16 protein-coding genes and 1 riboswitch are annotated in these 19,099 nt (G+C 48.0%); of the genes, 6 read left to right on the forward strand and 10 right to left on the reverse strand.

Going from position 1 to position 19,099, the window contains the following annotated elements; translation table 11 throughout:
• Positions 1-16: 16 nt before the first annotated feature.
• Positions 17-1,876 (reverse strand): bifunctional diguanylate cyclase/phosphohydrolase, encoded by a 1,860-nt coding sequence (locus ABEQ74_RS24490; RefSeq protein WP_430124827.1) that lies wholly within the window; start codon positions 1,874-1,876, stop codon positions 17-19.
• Between the two features lie 264 nt (positions 1,877-2,140).
• On the reverse strand, positions 2,141-2,758 hold the full coding sequence (locus ABEQ74_RS24495) for a DUF5317 domain-containing protein (protein ID WP_430124828.1): 618 nt from the start codon (positions 2,756-2,758) through the stop codon (positions 2,141-2,143).
• A gap of 301 nt (positions 2,759-3,059) precedes the next feature.
• Between ABEQ74_RS24495 and ABEQ74_RS24500 the strand changes: the two genes are divergently transcribed.
• The 3 genes from ABEQ74_RS24500 to ABEQ74_RS24510 all read left to right on the forward strand — a co-directional run bounded on the left by ABEQ74_RS24500 (position 3,060) and on the right by ABEQ74_RS24510 (position 4,680).
• A complete protein-coding gene (locus ABEQ74_RS24500; protein WP_430124829.1) occupies positions 3,060-3,263 on the forward strand; it encodes a copper ion binding protein in 204 nt (67 codons plus the stop codon).
• A gap of 184 nt (positions 3,264-3,447) precedes the next feature.
• The gene (gene nfsA, locus ABEQ74_RS24505) at positions 3,448-4,188 is read left to right on the forward strand and encodes an oxygen-insensitive NADPH nitroreductase (RefSeq protein ID WP_430124831.1); all 741 of its coding nucleotides are present in this window, start codon (positions 3,448-3,450) and stop codon (positions 4,186-4,188) included.
• A 315-nt stretch (positions 4,189-4,503) separates the two neighbouring features.
• Positions 4,504-4,680 carry an aspartyl-phosphate phosphatase Spo0E family protein gene (locus tag ABEQ74_RS24510; RefSeq protein WP_053490181.1) on the forward strand — a complete coding sequence of 59 codons (177 nt, stop codon included), beginning with the start codon at positions 4,504-4,506 and terminating at the stop codon, positions 4,678-4,680.
• 33 nt (positions 4,681-4,713) lie between these two features.
• Here ABEQ74_RS24510 and ABEQ74_RS24515 read toward each other — a convergent pair whose 3' ends face one another.
• The 5 genes from ABEQ74_RS24515 to ABEQ74_RS24535 all read right to left on the reverse strand — a co-directional run bounded on the left by ABEQ74_RS24515 (position 4,714) and on the right by ABEQ74_RS24535 (position 8,747).
• Entirely contained in the window at positions 4,714-5,532 is an 819-nt protein-coding gene (locus tag ABEQ74_RS24515; protein ID WP_430124833.1) for a TatD family hydrolase, read from the reverse strand.
• Between the two features lie 137 nt (positions 5,533-5,669).
• The gene (locus ABEQ74_RS24520) at positions 5,670-6,518 is read right to left on the reverse strand and encodes an ABC transporter ATP-binding protein (protein WP_430124834.1); all 849 of its coding nucleotides are present in this window, start codon (positions 6,516-6,518) and stop codon (positions 5,670-5,672) included.
• 59 nt (positions 6,519-6,577) lie between these two features.
• Positions 6,578-7,333 carry an ABC transporter permease gene (locus tag ABEQ74_RS24525; RefSeq protein WP_430124835.1) on the reverse strand — a complete coding sequence of 252 codons (756 nt, stop codon included), beginning with the start codon at positions 7,331-7,333 and terminating at the stop codon, positions 6,578-6,580.
• Positions 7,330-7,623 carry an MTH1187 family thiamine-binding protein gene (locus ABEQ74_RS24530; RefSeq protein WP_430124836.1) on the reverse strand — a complete coding sequence of 98 codons (294 nt, stop codon included), beginning with the start codon at positions 7,621-7,623 and terminating at the stop codon, positions 7,330-7,332. The genes ABEQ74_RS24525 and ABEQ74_RS24530 overlap by 4 nt, the downstream gene beginning before the upstream one ends.
• Positions 7,624-7,715: 92 nt before the next feature.
• Positions 7,716-8,747, reverse strand: coding sequence for an ABC transporter substrate-binding protein (locus ABEQ74_RS24535; RefSeq protein ID WP_430124837.1), 1,032 nt, complete (start codon positions 8,745-8,747; stop codon positions 7,716-7,718).
• Between the two features lie 114 nt (positions 8,748-8,861).
• Positions 8,862-8,973, reverse strand: a riboswitch (TPP riboswitch).
• Positions 8,974-9,439: 466 nt separating this feature from the next.
• Between ABEQ74_RS24535 and ABEQ74_RS24540 the strand changes: the two genes are divergently transcribed.
• Both ABEQ74_RS24540 and ABEQ74_RS24545 read left to right on the forward strand, forming a co-directional pair.
• On the forward strand, positions 9,440-10,969 hold the full coding sequence (locus ABEQ74_RS24540; RefSeq protein WP_430124838.1) for a diguanylate cyclase domain-containing protein: 1,530 nt from the start codon (positions 9,440-9,442) through the stop codon (positions 10,967-10,969).
• Positions 10,970-11,175: 206 nt separating this feature from the next.
• A complete protein-coding gene (locus ABEQ74_RS24545; RefSeq protein ID WP_053490174.1) occupies positions 11,176-12,222 on the forward strand; it encodes an EAL domain-containing protein in 1,047 nt (348 codons plus the stop codon).
• A 230-nt stretch (positions 12,223-12,452) separates the two neighbouring features.
• Here the strand turns inward: ABEQ74_RS24545 and ABEQ74_RS24550 are convergent, their stop codons facing one another.
• From ABEQ74_RS24550 to ABEQ74_RS24560, 3 genes are all read right to left on the reverse strand, one after another.
• The gene (locus ABEQ74_RS24550; protein ID WP_430124840.1) at positions 12,453-14,759 is read right to left on the reverse strand and encodes a glycoside hydrolase family 65 protein; all 2,307 of its coding nucleotides are present in this window, start codon (positions 14,757-14,759) and stop codon (positions 12,453-12,455) included.
• A gap of 90 nt (positions 14,760-14,849) precedes the next feature.
• Complete coding sequence (gene pgmB / locus ABEQ74_RS24555; RefSeq protein WP_430124841.1) at positions 14,850-15,500, reverse strand: beta-phosphoglucomutase; 651 nt, start codon at positions 15,498-15,500, stop codon at positions 14,850-14,852.
• Between the two features lie 123 nt (positions 15,501-15,623).
• Positions 15,624-16,658, reverse strand: coding sequence for a LacI family DNA-binding transcriptional regulator (locus tag ABEQ74_RS24560; RefSeq protein WP_430124842.1), 1,035 nt, complete (start codon positions 16,656-16,658; stop codon positions 15,624-15,626).
• A gap of 584 nt (positions 16,659-17,242) precedes the next feature.
• Here ABEQ74_RS24560 and ABEQ74_RS24565 point away from each other — a divergent pair.
• Complete coding sequence (locus ABEQ74_RS24565; RefSeq protein WP_430124844.1) at positions 17,243-18,940, forward strand: alpha-amylase family glycosyl hydrolase; 1,698 nt, start codon at positions 17,243-17,245, stop codon at positions 18,938-18,940.
• Positions 18,941-19,099 lie beyond the last annotated feature (159 nt).

Here is a 19,099-nt window from a genome sequence, read left to right on the forward strand (position 1 = left end):
TGCAGTCGATTATTCATTAAGATGTCTCCAAGCTGGCAGCAGGCTGCTGCTGCGCTTCGGCTTTAAGCCGTAGATAACGAATGAACAGCTCGACAAGCTCCGGATCAAATTGCGTGCCCGAACAGCGGAGCAATTCTTCAATTCCTTCCTCGAAGGTTTTGGTTTGTTGGTATGGCCGTTCTGTGGTCATCGCATCAAAAGAATCGATAATGGTCAGCATGCGGCACAGCTTGGGGATTTGACTGCCTTTGAAGCCGTGAGGGTAACCGCCGCCGTCAAACCGTTCGTGGTGCAGTTCAATGTAAGGAACCAGCTCCTTGAACTTCTCGTTCGTTTCGGCAATACGTTTGCCCCAGCTGACATGCCGCTTGACGGTTTCCCATTCGCTTGCTGTGAGCTTGTCCTTTTTATTAAGAATAGCCCATGGGATCTCCAGTTTGCCAATATCATGGATAAGTGCGCCGAGTACGAAATTGCGCTGCTCCGCACTATCAAGTCCGAGTACCTCGCTCATGTCCATCGCGTAGCGGAAGACACGCTTGGAATGTTTGAACGTATCCACATCTTTATACAAGAACAGCTTCAACTGCTGCTCGATATCGCGGACATCTTCCGCAAAGTCGATCTCGGATTCTTTTTCCGCACCGCTCCCATATACATGCACATTGTTCTTTCCCTGTTTCTTGGCATAGTACAGAGCTTGATCGGCAAGCTCGACGAGCTGTGACTTGTCATGGATGTCAATTCGGTACGCGGCCACCCCAGCCGAGAAGGAGAGACACCCGGATGGGAAAATCTCGACGCCCTCAAAGTACGTGTCATTCAGCTTCTTGCGAAGCCTGTTCATGAAGGAACGCGCCTGGTTGTCATCATAGCCCGGCATAAGAATTGTGAATTCTTCGCCGCCAAAGCGGGAGGCTATTACCCCGGCTGCTTCGGCTTCGACTTTCAAATATTGGCCGAGGAATCCGAGAAGCATATCGCCCTTCAGATGTCCGAACTGATCGTTATATTTTTTGAAGTCATCGATATCAATCATGACCAGGGATAATGGTGATTCAGTTACCTTGGCTTTCTTGATTTCGTTTTCGAGCAGGTTTTCAAAATAACTATGATTATACAAGCCAGTCCGTTGATCTTTGATCGCCTTCTCCTGTAACTGCTTATACATGGTGAAGAGCTGCTTGAAAGAATAGGACAGCATAATGCTAAGACCTATAAACAAGGTGAGTCCGAACACGGCGTTATGTACGATGAGCACAGAGAGGACTAGAGACATTATGAGCGTACTCAAATAAACGAGTAGGGTATCCTTAATGAAGGACTTCAGGACGTCATATAAAGACCCGCGATATAATAAGTAATAATAGAATCCAATCAGAAACACATTGATAATAAAATATACAAGCAATGCGGCAAGATAAGCCCCAAATTGATTGTTGAGTATAGGTCCCGTCTGTCCTCCTGCTATCTTAAAAATAAGTGAGGATCCTACGATCATGAGTGTATATATGGAGAAATTAACGAAATGCTTCCAAAAAGGGACCTTTCTGTCATAGAGTGCGATCGCCAGCGTGTTGAACAGGATGACAGAAAGAGCGAAAGGAGCGCCATATATAAATATGCAAGCTAAGTATACGGAAGAATCCATAGATTGCAAATTACCTTCGGGTGGGAGCTGGAAGGTAAAATAATTTAATATGAGGGCAGCACCTAACATCGCATAAACCCATACCCACTGTGAAGGGGAATAATGTATAAATTCTCCTTTATGCACTAGTAGAAAGGTTAAACAGCCCATAAGCGATATGAATACAAAATACAGCTGTATCGGAAGCTTTTCCCGAGAAATCTTAGGACGCTTGAATATGGACATAACGGTTTCTCCTCATAAAAACATGGTGTATTCTCCAATTTTAAGATATAACGGTGGGCAAAACAACGTAAAAGATGTAAAAAAACAGGCTGGAGTTCTCAGCCTGTTTTTTGTGTAAGGTAAGGAATTAGCCCAGTCTGTAACCGGAAGTCAAAGCAACAACTACGGAAGCAACGATGATTGCATTCAATACGATGCGAGAATACTTGATTTTATCAGTTTTCTTCACAGGTCTCCCTCCTTTCCAGGTGGTATGATGTATGATTAATTTTGTGGTTCAACTTGCTCAGTCGTATCGGTTGGTCGAGTAGGAGTATGGGCGGTGGTATTCTTCCCGGAAGTCATGAGATGCATGATATAGAAGAAAATACCGATATTCATAATAATATCGCCGATACTAATGACCTGCGTTCTTGGATAAGGCGGGGATAGCGGTATGATGTCACCAAGAAGAGACAGGCGGGTTGTAGCATCCATTAAATAATGTTTGGTTGTAGCTGCCCCATCCATGAGCATGTCCACGTAGATCGGATCAAGAACAGAAGCTGCACTCATGGATACCGGCATTCTTCCGCCATTAACAGCCATGACCAGGAAGTTGAGGAAGACACCGGCCAATATGCTCCCAAAACCCTTCTGATCCCGGTTCATCCAGAGGAAGATCATGCCGGCAACATAGATGAACATAAATATATATCCGCTTGCGGAAGACAACCAGTCCGAATTCCCTTGAAAACGGAATATTAGCAGCTGAACGATCAGGAGTATGGGGAAAATGATGCCGCCCCGTAGGCGAATCCTGCTGAATTGCTGCAGGCCATGACGGAATCCGCCTCGTATCAGTCCGACAAATAATCCCAGTATAATGCCGTCAAATACCATAATAAAGTTCCTACTTTCATAGTTCAATGTTCCCTATTCATAAAGATAGTTCGACAATGAATTGGTAATTCCTGCAACAAACAATCAGATTTTATTCAAAAAGGGATATTTTAATAAAAAATGGCCGGATATGCATGAATCAGACGATTTATGTACATTATAACAGACGGAAACAAGAAATATCTTCCTAATATTTTCATATTATCTGTAGAAGAATTGAAACCTCCATGAACTTTACATACCTACGGGGGGTATAGTAAGGTTAGATTGTACAACCATTATTGGATAGGAGGGCGACAGCATGAAACAAGTGACATTAACAGTGGAAGGCATGTCCTGTAACCACTGCGTGAACTCGGTTGAAGGCGCGCTAAAGAAGGCAGGAGCTTCAGGAAAAGTCGATTTGGCATCAAGCACTGTAGATGTTGAATATGATGAAACCAAGGTCAGCCTTGAAGCATTGAAAGAGGCGATTGAAGAGCAGGGCTACGATATCGTGTCCTAATAGAAGCCCCGGTATATTATGAAGCTTGAGGGCAAGAGCTGAGTTTAGGCCGGTTGCTAGTCATAGCATGCCGGCTTTTTGCATTGTTTCACAAGCTCTCTTAGGAGCTTGAAATATAGATTATAGATTTTGCAGCAGGAATCCTATTAACCTTTACTCTAAATCGAAGGAGTGACAATATCCGATGAATGATACGATTTCACTGCTAATGAACCATCGGTCGATTCGCAAGTATTCCGATCGGCCCGTATCCGAGGAGCAGCTTAGAGCAGTCGTTGCTGCCGGCCAGATGGCATCTACCTCCAGTAATGTCCAGGCGTACAGCATCATTGCCGTTACCTCTCAAGAGAAGAAGCAGCGCTTGGCTCAATTAGCGGGAAACCAGGCGTATATCGTGGAATGTCCGGTATTTCTCGTGTGGTGCGCAGATCTGTTCCGGTTGAAAAAAAGTACAGAGGCGCTTTCGGTTGATCAAGAGACGTACGAAGATTCGACCGAGAACTTCATCGTGGCCACGGTGGATGCCGCTTTGGCTGCGCAGAATGCCGCGATTGCCGCAGAATCGCTGGGCCTTGGCATTGTATATATCGGCGGAGTCCGCAATTCCATAGCCGAGTTCTCCGAAGTTCTGGAGCTGCCGGAGCTGGTCTATCCCGTGTTTGGCATGTGCCTCGGCTATCCCGATCAGGAACCGGGACTGCGCCCCCGGCTTCCGATGGAAGCCGTTCTGCATCGGGACCGTTACGAGCGGGCAGCTGTAGAGGAAGTAAAGAATTATGACCGCATCTCTTCCGAATATTTGTCCAAGCGTACCCAGGGCAAAAATAATACGCCTTGGTCACAGCTTATGGCCAAGCGTTTGGCAGAGCCGGTAAGGCTACATATGAAGGATTTCCTGGAAGGGAAAGGCTTTATGAGACGCTAGGAAGGAGCATTGCGAATCTTGCAGGACCGTACAACGGTCAAAGGCTAAAATCTCCCGGAAGGCTGTTAGAAAGCCTAAACATTTCATAAATCATAGCAGCAAACGCCAATAGAATAAGTAGAAGACTCCAACCCGCAGAATCATGAAATTTCATAAGATCCTGCGGGTTTTTTATGTAAGGCTTAAGCTTGGCGGATTTGGGGTATGAACAAGGAGGGGAAATATCTCCATATAATATCTCTTAATGTCTAATAACGAACATCCTAGAATTTTACATTAAAGTGTAAAATATTCCTGAGGAGGGGGTATTAAATCATGGAGACCAAGGAAGGTATAAAGTTTAATATCGAGCGAGAGCGCCATAAGCTTCATATCATGAAGCAGCGATATCGTGAATTTAATCATCCCAAAGTTCTCGGACAATCGCTTGTGCTCGATGAATTGATTAATAAATATAACAGATTCCTTAAAGAAAACAAGCCGATTGCTTGAGCATTCGACCTGTGGTTTTACGGTATCTGTAAACTATAAATCATACAGCCGCATGGCATTCTCGTAGAGCTGCCTGCGGCCCTCCGGCAAGGATAATCCACACAGCTCAGCCCAGGCAGCGGCGACCGCGGAGGTCATCTGTGGGTGGGTCATCTGTCCGGTGAACTGGCCTTCAAACGGCCAAGGACCATCGGTTTCGGTCATGACGAGATGCTCTGGATATCTGCTGGCGATATCACGAATCTCGTCATCATAGAGAATATCAGGGGTAAAAGAGATATAGTATCCCCGATCTGCCATCCGCAGCAGCGTATTACGGGAGCCTTTGAACCAATGGAAATGGGCACGAGTAAGCTTATGCTTTTCAAGTAAATCACATGCAATATCCGCGTCTTCATACACAGCGTGCAGAATAACCGGCTTGTGATGCTTTTTTGCGAATGCAATGAATTGATCCAGAAGTTGCTCGTAAGGTCGGTTATCCCACGAACGGCCCTCTGATTGGGCCTCCAGCCTGGCGTAATAGGGGAGTCCCACTTCTCCGACAGCAAGCATCTCATCGCTATGTTCAGCCATCCATTCCAGCAGCTCGTTCACTTCTGCGGAGGAAGGAAGAGCTTGTTCCGGATGATAACCAAAGGCCGGACGCACCATTGGAGCGTATTGCCTAGCCAGCTCCAGGTTTCGCTTGCAGGATGCCAGGTGCATGGAGACAGAAATGACGGACCGTACCTCGCTATGCTGCATATCAGCGAGAATCTTTTGTTGATCGGTTGCCTCATAAAGATCCAGGTGAATATGGGTGTCCATCAGAGGGAAGTCTGCTTCAGTCTGTTTTAATGACGTCTTCATTACATAACCTCGCTTACAAGCTCCTGTGGAGCTCTTTATATACTATCTATCCTGTGCAGGGATACAGCGCGATACCTATCGCAACATGTTAACCCAGGTGAATAAGTGTCTGCCAGCCGCTACGATTGCCTATTGTGTTACCCTTGATGAGATCCGCGTTTATGTTGTTCTTCCCGCATGATGGCGGAGATTTCGGTTCTTAATGCGATGAAGGACGGGTCTGTCAGCATGTCATCCCGGCGCGGACGGGTGAAGGGAACCTCTATCCGTTTCAAGATGGTGCCGGGACGTGCTGACAGGATATAGATGCTATCCGATAGCAGCAGAGCCTCCTCGATATGATGGGTAATCATCAGTACCGAACGGCGCGTATCTTCCCAAATATCCAGCAGCCAGCGCTGCATATCGCTGCGTGTCAGTGCGTCAAGTGCGCTGAATGGTTCGTCCAGGCACATGACTTCCTGCGGGCTCATCAAGGCCCTTACAAAAGCAGCCCGCTGCTGCATACCACCTGAGAGAGTATGCGGGTACGCCTCCTCGAAGCCGGCCAGCCCAGCCCGTTTCATCCATTCGCGGGCGCTTTCCCTGGCAGCAGCTTTCGATGTTCCTCTCAGTTCCTCGGGAAGGAGCACATTATCTTCTATAGTCCGCCAAGGGAACAAGGCTGGCTGTTGAGGCATATAGGCGATACGGCCTTGAATCCCGGTTACGTTCTGACCGTCCATGAAGATGGAGCCGGCATCCGGAGCCGTTAAGCCGCCGATGATATGAAAAAGCGTGCTCTTCCCACTGCCGGAAGGGCCGATCATGGAGACGAATTCACCAGGCCGCACTTGGAGCGAGAGGTCGTTTAAGACATGTATCTCACTGCGCCGATCACGAAATGTTTTCTGTATGCCTCTAACTTCCAGGGCAGGGGCACTTGAGGTTAAGGTTGATGATTGGCCATGCCCGCCTTGGAGCGGCTGAGATCCTTGATAAGTCATACCGTGAACAGTCTCCTTTCTTATATGAATTGGATGTGAAAACTCCATTTATCATAAATTCATTTTTTTCGATTCCAGCGGATAAGCCGTTTCTCCAGCAACGTAATAAGCAGCACCATCATCAAGCTCAGCAGGACGATGATCAGAATGGCAACGAACACCCGGTCCGTACGATAGCCGGATTTTTGCAGCATCATATAGTAGCCGATGCCTCGGTCCGAACCGATCCACTCACCGATAACCGCTCCCATGACAGAATAAGTGGCTGCAATTCGAATTCCTGAGAAAATCGAAGGGAGCGCATGCGGCAGTTCCAGCTTCGTGAAGATTTGCCACGAAGTGGCCCCCGACATCAGCATATAATTCATCATAGTGCGGTCGGTACGTGCAAGCCCGTCCAGGGCCGCAACTGCAACAGGAAAGAAGCAGACCAGTGTAATGACGATAACCTTGGGCAGCATGCCGAAGCCGAACCAGATCATGAGCAGGGGAGCCAGGGCGATCGTCGGCACATTCTGACTAAGAATAAGAAGCGGATATAGGGCTGTTTTGAGAAAAGGCACCATATGGAGGGCCAGTGAGATGACAAGGCCGATGGTTGTACCGATGATAAATCCGATCAAGGTTAATTTCAGGGTAGCTAATGCATGCGGGAGGAGATCGGAAGCTCCAGAAACGGCTTCATGCCCGATGGCTGTCGGTGCTGGCAGAATGTATTTTTCAATATCCCATAGGGATACTGCGGCCTGCCACACCGCCAAAAAGAAGAGGACCGCCACAACGGGCGGCCAGACGGAACTCCACCAGCTTTTCATGGGCGGTATTTCTCAGTCAGCTTATCCATGCTGATCCCGCTGGGATGATGCGCGATTTTGACTTGGGATATGATGCTCGGGCTTCCCGCTTTCACCAGGGCTTCATGCATGCGCTCAACAATGTTGAGCAGCTCGGAAAGCTCTCCTTCCAGGGTCGTTTCAAGTGCGTGAACCTCGTATTTGACGCCGGATTCCTGAATAACCTTGATCGCTTCATCCACATAAGGGATGCTGTCCCCTCCATCGGGCGTTCTTGGTATCACTTGTATGCTCAGCAGAGTATTCGCCATACAAACTCATCCTTTCGTACAGTGGTATTAATGAAATGGAAGAGAGGCAGTTTTGCCGCAAAGGCCGTCTCTCTTATTGAATCGAAATAACCTTATGGCTTATCAGGTAAAAATTCATTGGTAAAGGCGCGGTCAGCATCCAGCTCTTTCTCCAGCAGCTTGCGCTCAAACATCCAGTCGGCATATCCCGACCATACTTCAGCTTTCTGTTCGCCCCAGCGGGATGCATCGTCTTGATAACGTGGGCTCAGCCATTTCTGACTGGCAAGTACCAGTTCGCTATCCAGCTCAGGAACGGCCTTCGTAAGCAGGTTGGCTGCATCCTCAGGATGTTGAATGGCATATTCATAACCTTTGGAGGTCGCCCGCATAAACGCTTGGATAAGCTCAGGGTCATCCTGAATCAGCTTCTCGTTCGTAACGATAACCGGTGTGTAATAATCAAGCTGCTCCGAGTAATCCTTAACATAAATCATATCAAGCGGCTCCTTGCGAAGCTGGGCTTCAATGCCCGTCCAGGCATAGAAGATCCAGGCGAAATCAATGTCGCGTTTGACGGCCGTGAAATAGTCAGCATCGCCCATATTAACCAAATTGACCTTGCTGACGTCGGCACCATCCATTTCCATGATGGATTTCATGACGGCTTCCTCCACAGGCGAGCCCCAGCCCCCATAGGATTTTCCTTCAAAATCGCCTGCTTTCAGAATGCCTTTATCCTTGGGAGCCGCAAAGCCGGATGTATTATGCTGAATGATGGCAGCGATGGAGACAAGCGGCAGCCCTTGGGTTCTGGCAAGCGTGACGCCTTCCTGATAGCTAATGCCAAACGGCACATTTCCAGAGGCGACCAGCGTATCGGTTCCGCCTGCTCCCGGCTGGACGATCTGGACATTAAGTCCTTCTTCCTCATAATACCCAAGCTCTTTAGCTGCATACAGGCCGGTGTGATTCGTATTGGCAGACCAATCGAGCATCAATTGTACGTCGCGGAGCTTCCCGGGGGTCTGGGCGGTTTCGTCTTCACTCGTATTGTCCTTGTTCTGTCCGCTTGAACCGCAACCCGATGCAACCATTAACAGGACGCAAGCAAGCAGCAATGGAATCCATTTTGTTCTCTTCATCGTGTCTCTCTCCTTTTGATATATTCTATGTATTTTGTTTCAACTTCATAAAAAAAAGCGCCCTGATTCAGCATCAGGACGCATGACGGCGTAAGTGTATACCACGGCAAATAATATGCCACATATATGGGCTTCCTACGCTGGCATTACCCAGATCAGGTTTAAAGGGTCAGTATCTTGGGATACACTCTCAGCCGGCCAATGTCCAGCTCCCCTGGTATTTATGAAGTTATCGGACTTACATCCGCTATTATAGTCCTAACCCTAATTCCTGTCTAGTTCGGAACAGCCATGTGCAGAATTCAGCAGATGAATAAACGGGAATGTCCATACTATATTAAAGGTTGATCCTATTAATATTTCATGCTTTGAATTGATTCTGGCGGACATCATATCAGCTCGATTCGAGCATAAATAGGCCAAATTGGCTGGATAAATACCGGGTTTAGTGCCCTGTTCGCTTCATAGCTGTTGGGATAAAATGGTACTGTATTATTCCTTTAAAATAAGGACGTATTTTCAAGAGCAAATCTGCGATAAATTACCGTTTTAGCAGGCGAAGAGATGATTTTCTTCAATTTCCTGATCTTTACTTTTGGATGGGCAAAAAGTATCATTGTATTAGATATATTCATACAAAAGACCTATTACCGAGAGCGAACAAGTTTACCTTTGGCCGAGGAGGAATGCTTATGAGTCTAACTCCAAGAGACCATCTGTGGATTCGACTCACCATAATATATGCATTCATGCAAATGTTGATAGCTTTGTGGATGCCTGAGGCCGCTTCAATGCAGCATATTCTAGTCATTATTGCTCCCGCCGCCGCTTCTTTGTATTTGTTTCGAGTATGCCGGCGATACGAGGCGCATTTGCGCAATTTCTGGCTCACGGTGAGTATCGGATTGATGGGGGATGCCGCCGCCCGGCTAATTCAGGCCTGCTATTTCTGGTTTGGGAGAAAAAGCGATTCCCCTCAATTGTTATCTCATTTATTCTGGCTCCTCGAAGTGCTGCTGTTCGCTGGTTCGCTCATTTATTTATTCCGTCACCTTCAGGGTCATTTCCGGGGGCTGCGGTTTATGCTGGATATCGTCATCGTGGGCATTACAGTGATGACGGTGGGGTGGGAGTATCTCATCAAGCCTGAGCTTGAGGGATGGGCCGTTGAAGAGGGAAGTCTATGGGTGGACATGCTGTATCCGTTGTGCGCAATCATACTTCTTTTTTTTATGTTGGTGCTATATTTTAATACAAGGCAATTGGGAAAACGGGCGACGATTTATTTATGTTTGGGCGGCAGTATTTATATTATCGCTGATGCTCTACATATCTATCTCACCGATTTTAAGAAGATCGAGGTCCGTTCTTTCTTGGATTGGCTATATACGTTATCTGTATTTTTCATTGGGTTTGCCGGCAGACAATCCGCTACCCGCATTCGATATCAGCGTGGCATCGAGAGGGAGCAACGATCGGTTGGTAACCTGATAGTAAGATATTTGCTTCCATATAGTGTGCTTGGCGGCATGTTTGTCCTCATGGCTGAGCGGTATGGGGGATGGAATGGGCTTTTTACAGGCCTTGCCCTGTGCGTGGTCCTAATCCTGCTGCGGCAGGTTCTGATCCAGTTCGAGAATGACCGTTTGTTTGACCGATTGCATGAAAGTCTGAGGCAGAGCGAGTCCTTGGCGCATCGCGATGATCTTACGGGACTGTATAACCGCCGCTATTTTAACGCAAGACTGTCGAGCTCGCTGCAGGAAGCAGCCCGCAGAGGTTCCCGAGTAGGATTGCTGTATATGGATATGAACCGGTTCAAACGAGTCAATGACCAGTACGGTCACCGTGCTGGTGATATCCTCATTCGCAAGGTTGCCGAAAGGCTGCAAACGCTGGAATCGAAGGGGATTCTCGTTTCCCGTTTAGGCGGGGATGAGTTTACTGTCATGATCAATTCAGCCGGCGAGGATCAGGAGTTGATCTGGATGGCAGAAGAGATCTGGACGATGCTTAGCGAGCCGTACGAGCTGGAAGGTCATGAGGTGATAACCACACCGAGTATCGGGATAGCGGTATATCCGGATCATGCTGCAAATGACCAGGAGCTGATTGGGCGTGCAGATGCAGCAATGTATGCGGCTAAGGAGAGACATGCCCGCTGGCATTTTGATGTAGAGCGGACAATGCTGCTGAAGTTTCTTGACCAAATCATGAAATAGAGGAACAAGATGGATATCGATACTTCGTTGTTAGCAGCTCTTAGAGTCGAATTTTGTAGAATGAAGATTGAGGGATTGCGCGAATATTGCGCATTTTTTATAAAACAGGTTATAACTTCGATAGAAAATCCATAAAATGCAAAGAAATCATATTCAAAATGCCGATAAGAAGCATAGTGAGAGCCAGCTTGCCAAGGAGGACGAACATGATTTGCGACAATTGCAGCACCTTTGAACCGATTGAGGACCAGGGGATCGTTCATATGAAGCCTGCTAGTGGTGAGCTTATTCAATTGCTGGAAGTGAATGGCTACGCGATCCAAGAGAACAATGAAGGTTGTGCTGTGAAGTACAGGGTACGGGCAGAACTTAAATCTATGATTAAGTGTCTGAAACCCCTTCCACTGAAGATTCGTCAGGAGCTCTTCTTCTGTGTTACTGGTGGAGAACCTCCTCACGAACGGCTTACGTGGACGCCGATGCGCAGGTTCGAACTGCAGATGGAGCATGACGATATGGTAAGTGTCATCCTGCACAAGCAGTTTACGAGTTACATGCAGCCCATCGTAGATCCATCCGAGCGGATCGTGGCCTATGAATTTCTGCTTCGCCCGGTAGATTGGGGCATTGCGTTTCAGCCGTATGAGCTGTTTGAGACGGCACGCAAAACCGGACTGCATTCATTCCTGGACCGGTCAGCACGCATCAGTGCCATTGAGACGAGTGCTGAGTGGCTTCCCATGGGCATGAAGCGTTTCGTCAATTTTCTGCCATCCTCGATATATGATGCAGAAATGTGTCTAAGTCATACCTTTAATACCATCGACAAGCTCCAGCTGGATCCAAAGGATTTTGTGTTTGAGGTTGTGGAGACCGAGAAGATTGAGGATATCAAACATTTGCAATCCATTTTTGAGGTATACCGTAGCCACGGAATATCCGTTGCCATGGATGACGTGGGAGCAGGCTATTCCACATTGGAGCAGATGGTGAGGCTTAAGCCGGATTATGTAAAGATTGACCGAAGCCTTATCGATCATTGTGATCGGAGTCACGCCCAGCAGAAACAGCTTGAGATCATCACGAATATGGCTCATGATTTTGGAGCCATGGTATTAGCTGAAGGCATTGAGCGACGAGAGGAGTTTCATTTTTGCCGAGATATTGGAATTGAGCTCTCACAAGGGTATTTATTCGGAAAGCCAGCTGAAAGACCTCCGCTTGAACCGCACTCTCGAATAACCTATTCATAGCATACATACTCGAATTCCTGAGAGTGTGAGGAGCGGAAGCTAAAATTCCGTACGTCCGGCTAAAGTCCGACGATGCAGATGCCTGGTACGAAACATGAAAACGGACCCGTCAAGGATTAGCGAATGGTTCTTGGGCGAGTCCGTTTTCCTATAGAGTAAGAGCCCGCTGGAATCCTCCATCGGGCTCTTGTTTTTTTATATGCAATTCTCTGATATAAAGCCATGTGCTCTTATCTTGCAGCCGTCGTTATTTCCCCAAATCCGTCGATACTGAATTCCTTCCCGCTTACATTCAGGAGGGCAGGTGTTTCTGTTTCATTCACGATGATGGTTTCATTCCCTTTGACGCTTACCTTCAGGCGAGACCCGCGGAACATCACTTTGAAGGAGAAGGAAGACCAATGACCCGGAATGAACGGGTTCAGATGCAGTACGCCGTCCTTCACGCGCAAACCGCCGAAGCCATGCACAACGGACATCCAGGTGCCCGCCATACTGGTAGTGTGGCAGCCGTCCTCGGTATCGTTGTTGTAGTTGTCCAGGTCCAAGCGGGCGGTACGGAGGTACATCTCGTACGCCTTCTCCTGATAGCCAAGCTCACATGCGAGAATAGAGTGCACGCATGGTGAGAGGGAGGACTCGTGTACCGTGAACGGTTCATAGAAGTCGAAGTTGCGTTTCTTCGTAGCCAGATCGTACCTGTCGCCCAGGAAGAACAAGCCTTGCAGCACATCAGCCTGCTTGATGTACACCGAACGCAGAATGCGGTCCCAAGACCAGTTCTGGTTCAGCGGCAGGTGCACCGGGTCCAATTCCTTCACTGGAACAAGCTCCTTGTCAAGGAAGCCGTCCTGCTGCAGGAATACGCCAAGCTCCTCATCTGCCGGATAATACATTTTTTCGATGATATCCTGCCATTTGGTCGTTTCGGCTTCCTGCAGGGCAAGCTTCGCTGTAAGCTCGTCACAACGGGCATTCTCGTTCTCTTTCAAATATTGGAGTACGTCGAGCGTGTATTCCATCGTCCAGCTGGCAATGCGGTTTGTGTACCAGTTGTTGTTCACGTTGTTCTCGTACTCGTTCGGGCCGGTAACACCCAGCATCATATACTGATCTTTCGCTGCTACGTAATTCACGCGCTCTTCCCAGAAGCGGGAGATTTCCACGAGCACTTCCAGACCGTATTGACCGAGGTAAGAGAAGTCGCCGGTATAATTTACATAGTTATAAATAGCATAGGCTATCGCGCCGTTACGGTGAATCTCTTCAAACGTAATCTCCCACTCGTTATGGCACTCCTCGCCGTTCATCGTCACCATTGGGTACAGCGCGCCTTTGGTAAAGCCGAGCTTTTTGGCGTTTTCCTTCGCTTTTTCCAAATGCTTATAACGATAAATCAGCAGGTTGCGCGAGATGCTGGCATCCGCCGTGCTAAGGTAGAATGGAAGGCAGTAAGCCTCGGTATCCCAGTAGGTGCTGCCGCCGTATTTCTCGCCAGTGAAGCCCTTCGGCCCGATGTTCAGACGGTCGTCTTCGCCGCTGTAGGTTTGGTTCAGCTGGAAGATGTTAAAGCGGATCGCTTGCTGGGCAGCTACATCGCCTTCAATGACAATATCGCTTTCCTTCCATTTATCGGCCCAAGCATCGGCTTGCTCCTTCAGCAGCTGCTCAAAACCGGTCTCCACTGCGGGTTCCAGTACAGCGCGTGCAGCTTCCACCAATTCGCCGAGTCCATGATTGCGGGAAGTAACATTAGCTACGTATTTGTACGTGGTGACGGTTTCTCCCTCAGATACCGGCACACTTACGCGGTTCCCCGCATATTTCTCTTTCTCTATCAGCTCGGCTTGGAGCTCCAGCTTCTCACCATTCTTTAAGATGGTGTAAGACATAACGGAGGTTACATGGAAATCAAGCTTCTTGGTCTTCACCGTTACGGCTGCCGAGCCAAGCGTTGCTTCCTTAAATACTTCGAGCCAGAATTTCTCGTCATAGTTCGAATCTTTATTTTTTACATCGCCATCAAGATAAGGAGTAATGGTGAGCTCACCGTTGAAATTCAGCGGAGTTACGGCATAACGAATGGCACCGATCTCGTGGCGGACAATGCTGACAAAACGGATCGCTTCGACTTTGAGCTCCTTGCCGTCTTCCATAACAGCGGTGAAACGGCGGGAGAGGAAGCCTTCCTTCATGTTGAGCTCACGTACAAAATCCTTCACCGTACATTTGGCGAGATCCAGCGGTGTCCCGTCGAATTCAATACCAATGCCGATCCAGTTGGTGCTGTTCAGCACTTTGGCGAAATATTCAGGATAACCGTTTTTCCACCAGCCAACACGGGTTTTATCCGGATAATACACGCCAGCCATATAACTGCCTTGCAGGGAAGAGCCGCTGTAGGCTTCCTCGAAGTTGGCACGCTGGCCCATAAACCCGTTCCCGATACTGAAGACACTCTCCGAGATTTCATGGGTGTGAGGATCAAATCCCTCTTCAATAATTGACCATTCATCAAGCTTTAAATATTGTTTCACAATCATCGGCTCCTTTGTTTTTAGGAAAAATGGTTGCAGATCTATATAGGATGAAACTGCTGGATGCTGTAAGCATATGTGCGTATTCGCCTACAATTCCAGCAGACAGTCCACCGTGAATCCTTCCAGGGAGGGAAGAACGATGTTGGCCTGACCCAGGGTTTCAGGCGAACCGATGCCGACGCTGCGCATCCCCGCACGGATAGCAGCTTCGATTCCGGCTTCGGCATCTTCGAATACAACGCAGGCTTCTGGCTGAGCGCCAAGCTCATGGGCTCCCAGCGTGAATACTTCCGGATCCGGCTTCGCCTGACTGGTCTTCGTTCCATCGACGATAGCGTCGAAGTAAGGTGTAAGGCCGGTGTTGTTCAGGATCAGCATAGCGTTCTTGCTGGCAGAGCCCAGCGCAACTTTGATGCCGCGTTCCTTTAAAGCTTGAATAAATTCGAGGGCACCAGGCAAAATCTCGGATTCATCCATTTTGGAAATATACTCGACGTACCAGGCGTTCTTCTTCTCGGCCAGTGCCAGCTTGGCGCTCTCATCCAGCGTTACGCCCCCAATTTCAAGCAAAATATTGAGCGAAGCCATACGGCTTACTCCCTTAAGGCGTTCATTATCCTGTTCCCTGAAATCGAAGCCCAGTTCATTGGCAAGACGCTTCCAGGCAATGTAGTGATACTTGGCGGTATCCACCAAAACACCGTCAAGATCGAATAAACAAGCGGTTATGGATGACATGAATATCCTCCTCAGTCAATTAGTGCAAACGTTTGAACCAAGCTGCAAAAATAAAGGAAGCACCTCGATGCTTCTTTATTTTGTGAATCTTCATCGTGATCTTCTCGGTCTGTCAACGGAATCCTAAGATTTCGGCAGTGAAAACATGGAGGATTCGCGGATCATAAGCCGATGCGGAATAATGTAACGATGCGGCAGTATCGTGTTATCATCGTTGCGGATGGTCTGAATCAGCGCCTGGGATGCGGTATAACCCAGATTATAAATGCCGATGTCCACGCTGCTGAGCGGCGGTGTTGACAGTTCGGTTAATGAAATGTTGTTGAAGCTGATAATAGAAACATCTTCAGGCACCTTATATCCCAGCTCATGAAGTCCCCGCAGTACCCCGAAAGATACGATATCGTCAACAATGACAAGCGCCGTTGGCCGCTCAGGCAGATTCATGAAAAAGGACATTGCCCGATAGCCGCTCTCCTGGAGGAACTCACCTTCGACAATCCATTCTTTTCTCATCTCGAGACCTGCATCGGCAAGTGCTTTGCCATAACCTTTGATCCGGTCCTGAGATACGATCAGATTAGGCGGACCACTTACAAAGCCAATCCGCTTATGTCCCAGTGAGATCAGATGCTTGGTTGCATCATAGGCAGCTTGCACATTGTCGGTATCGACGGATAGTAGATCGGGGTATTTCTCGCTCCTGCCGACAAGCACGAACGGGTAGTTGTTGGACTTGAGAAAATCGACCACCTGATCGTCCTGTCTAGAATAGAGCAGGATAGCGCCATCAACGCGGCGGCCGTTAAGAAGACGGGATACAGCTTCGACCTCTTCCTTCTCGTTGCCTCCTGAACTGAGTACTACATCGTATCCCGAACGGTTCGCCTGTGTGACAATACCCCGGATCAGCTCCATGAAGAATAAGTTAAGGAATAATTCTTCTGCAGGCTTTGGCAGAATGACGCATATGCTCTCGGTCGTTTTGGAAACGAGGCTCTTCGCCATGATATTAGGATGATAGCCCATCTCTTCCATAATCTCTTTTACCTTGCGGGAGGTCTCGCGGCTTATTCTGGGATGATTGGATAGTACCCGGGAGACGGTGGAAGGGGATACGCCAGCTCGTTTTGCAACATCTTTTATCGTTACAGACATAATAGGACCTCCAGTGGAACCGTTTGCGTTTTTTTGAAAATAAGAAAGCGACAGCGTGTGTGCTCCTTATTTCACAAGAATAATTTCCGCTAGTCGCGGTCCGTTCTTCTTTATTCAATTGTGGGTTCGTAAGGCCCTGATTATACACGAAACATCTTGATCTAAAGCCATATGTAACCGATTTTTTAAACGGTTTCACAATGCTATATTAACGTTAAACGACAGGCTTGTAAATACGTATCCAAGTCAGTTCAGGGCATTTCATTCACAAACGTATAAAAAACAAAGAAAGGGAAAGAAAATGAGAGGAAAGATGGCATTATATCGATAAATATCAGGAAAATGACATGAAACGGCTTTGTGCAAACGATTTAACAAATTGAATAAGTCAGTTATGATATATAAAAGAGCAGCCTGAATAAAAGGGAGACAACACATAGGGACATAGATTAATAACGAATTGTAAACGGTTTATTGGAATATAATAGAAGGTAATTATTCAAACGTTTGCGCCATTGTGAATTGATGGAAGGCATAGGTGTTCGCGCTTGAATATTAGCTGCATCGAACAGGAGGTCATCAGTATGGTACATAATAATAAGCGAAGAAAAATCAGGACTCTGTCTATATATCTTACCGCCATTGTTCTTACGGGGAGCCTGCTTGCAGGCTGCAGCGGCACGGCTTCTCCATCTCAAGAGACTAAGCCGATAGCGGCACCTGAAACAAAGCAGCCGGAATCCAAAACTTCAGCAACCATGGTAACAACAGAAGTGGATGAGCAGCCTTCCGATGTCTATTATGAAATTTTCGTACGCTCATTCTATGATTCCGATGGGGATGGGATCGGTGATTTACAAGGCGTCATCGAGAAGCTTGATTATTTGAATGACGGAGATCCGAACACGACCGCCGATCTTGGTGTGACGGGGATTTGGCTGATGCCGATCAATCCTTCGCCAAGCTATCACGGCTATGATGTGACGGACTATCGTTCGATTCACCCTGACTACGGGACGCTTGATGATTTTAAGAGGCTGCTTAACGAAGCGGATAAGCGTGGGATCAAGATTATTATGGATTTGGTGGTCAATCACACGAGCACGGAGCATGACTGGTTTAAGCAGGCAGCGAGTGACAAAGCTTCGGCTACCCGCGACTGGTACATCTGGGCCGAGGATCAAGGAAAGACCCCTTCGGGGGTAAGTGCGGCAGGCAGCGGTTCGCCTTGGCATGAGCTGAACGGGGCTCATTATATGGGCACGTTCTGGGGCGGAATGCCCGATCTGAACTTTGATAATCCCAAGGTCCGCGAGGAAATGAAGGAAATCGGGAAGTTTTGGCTGGAACTCGGTGTCGATGGATTTCGCATCGATGCAGCGAAACATATTTATGAGGATATGATGTCCGATAAGGGTGAGGAGACAACGGCTAAGAATACAGCATGGTGGCAGGAATTCCGCGCCAGCATGAATGAGGTGAATCCAGACGCTTATATCGTCGGAGAGATTTGGGATAATTCCGCTGCGGTTATTGCGCCATATCTGAATAATGCGTTTGATTCAGGCTTCAACTTTAGCCTGGGCGAGAGCATCATTGGTGCTGCGAGGAACGAGAAGGATAACAACCTGGCGTTCACCCTGGAGCGGACGTATGGTTTGTACAGTCAGGTATCGGGCGGCAAGTTTACGGATGCCGCATTCTTGACGAATCATGATATGAACCGTGTCATGTCGCAGTTAAAAGACGATGGGAATCACGCCAAGATGGCCGCAGGTATCCTGCTGACCATGCCCGGAAATCCGTTTATCTATTACGGTGAAGAGATCGGGATGAAGGGAGCAAAACCGGACGAACAAATCCGTGAGCCAATGATCTGGTCCAATACCGGCAGCGATAAGGGACAGACGACCTGGGAGCCGCTAAAGCATAACCGGGGCGATCAGGTGCAGGGTGTAGAACAGCAGTTGGATGATAAGGATTCTCTGCTGTCCCGCTACCGTACGCTTATCCACTGGCGCAATGAAGTGCCTGCCCTGAACCGCGGCACAATTGAATCTTACTCATCCGGTAACCAGCAAGTAATGGCTTATATCCGCCGCACAAACGATAGGAGTGCCCTGGTGGTACATAACCTGTCAGGCACAGAGCAGACGGTGGACCTCGCAGCGAAGAATGGATCTGCAGAATTTCAAACTTTGTCCAAAACAACTGACAATAACGCGGCACTAAGCGGCAGCAGCTTAAAGCTGCCTCCTTATACGACCGTAATCGTGGAATAGGCTGCAGCCTGACCACTACAGCCAAACACAGTAAGACCCCGAGCCCCTGGAAGGAGGAGTGCTCGGGGTCTTTTTTAGGCGATAAGAGTCACTCTCACCTGGATGTCTTAACCTTTGCAATCTCATGATACAATGACAAAAGATGGTTCAGAATTCGAA

It is taken from the genome of Paenibacillus solani (genome assembly GCF_050475945.1).
Classification (GTDB): domain Bacteria; phylum Bacillota; class Bacilli; order Paenibacillales; family Paenibacillaceae; genus Paenibacillus_AQ; species Paenibacillus_AQ solani_A.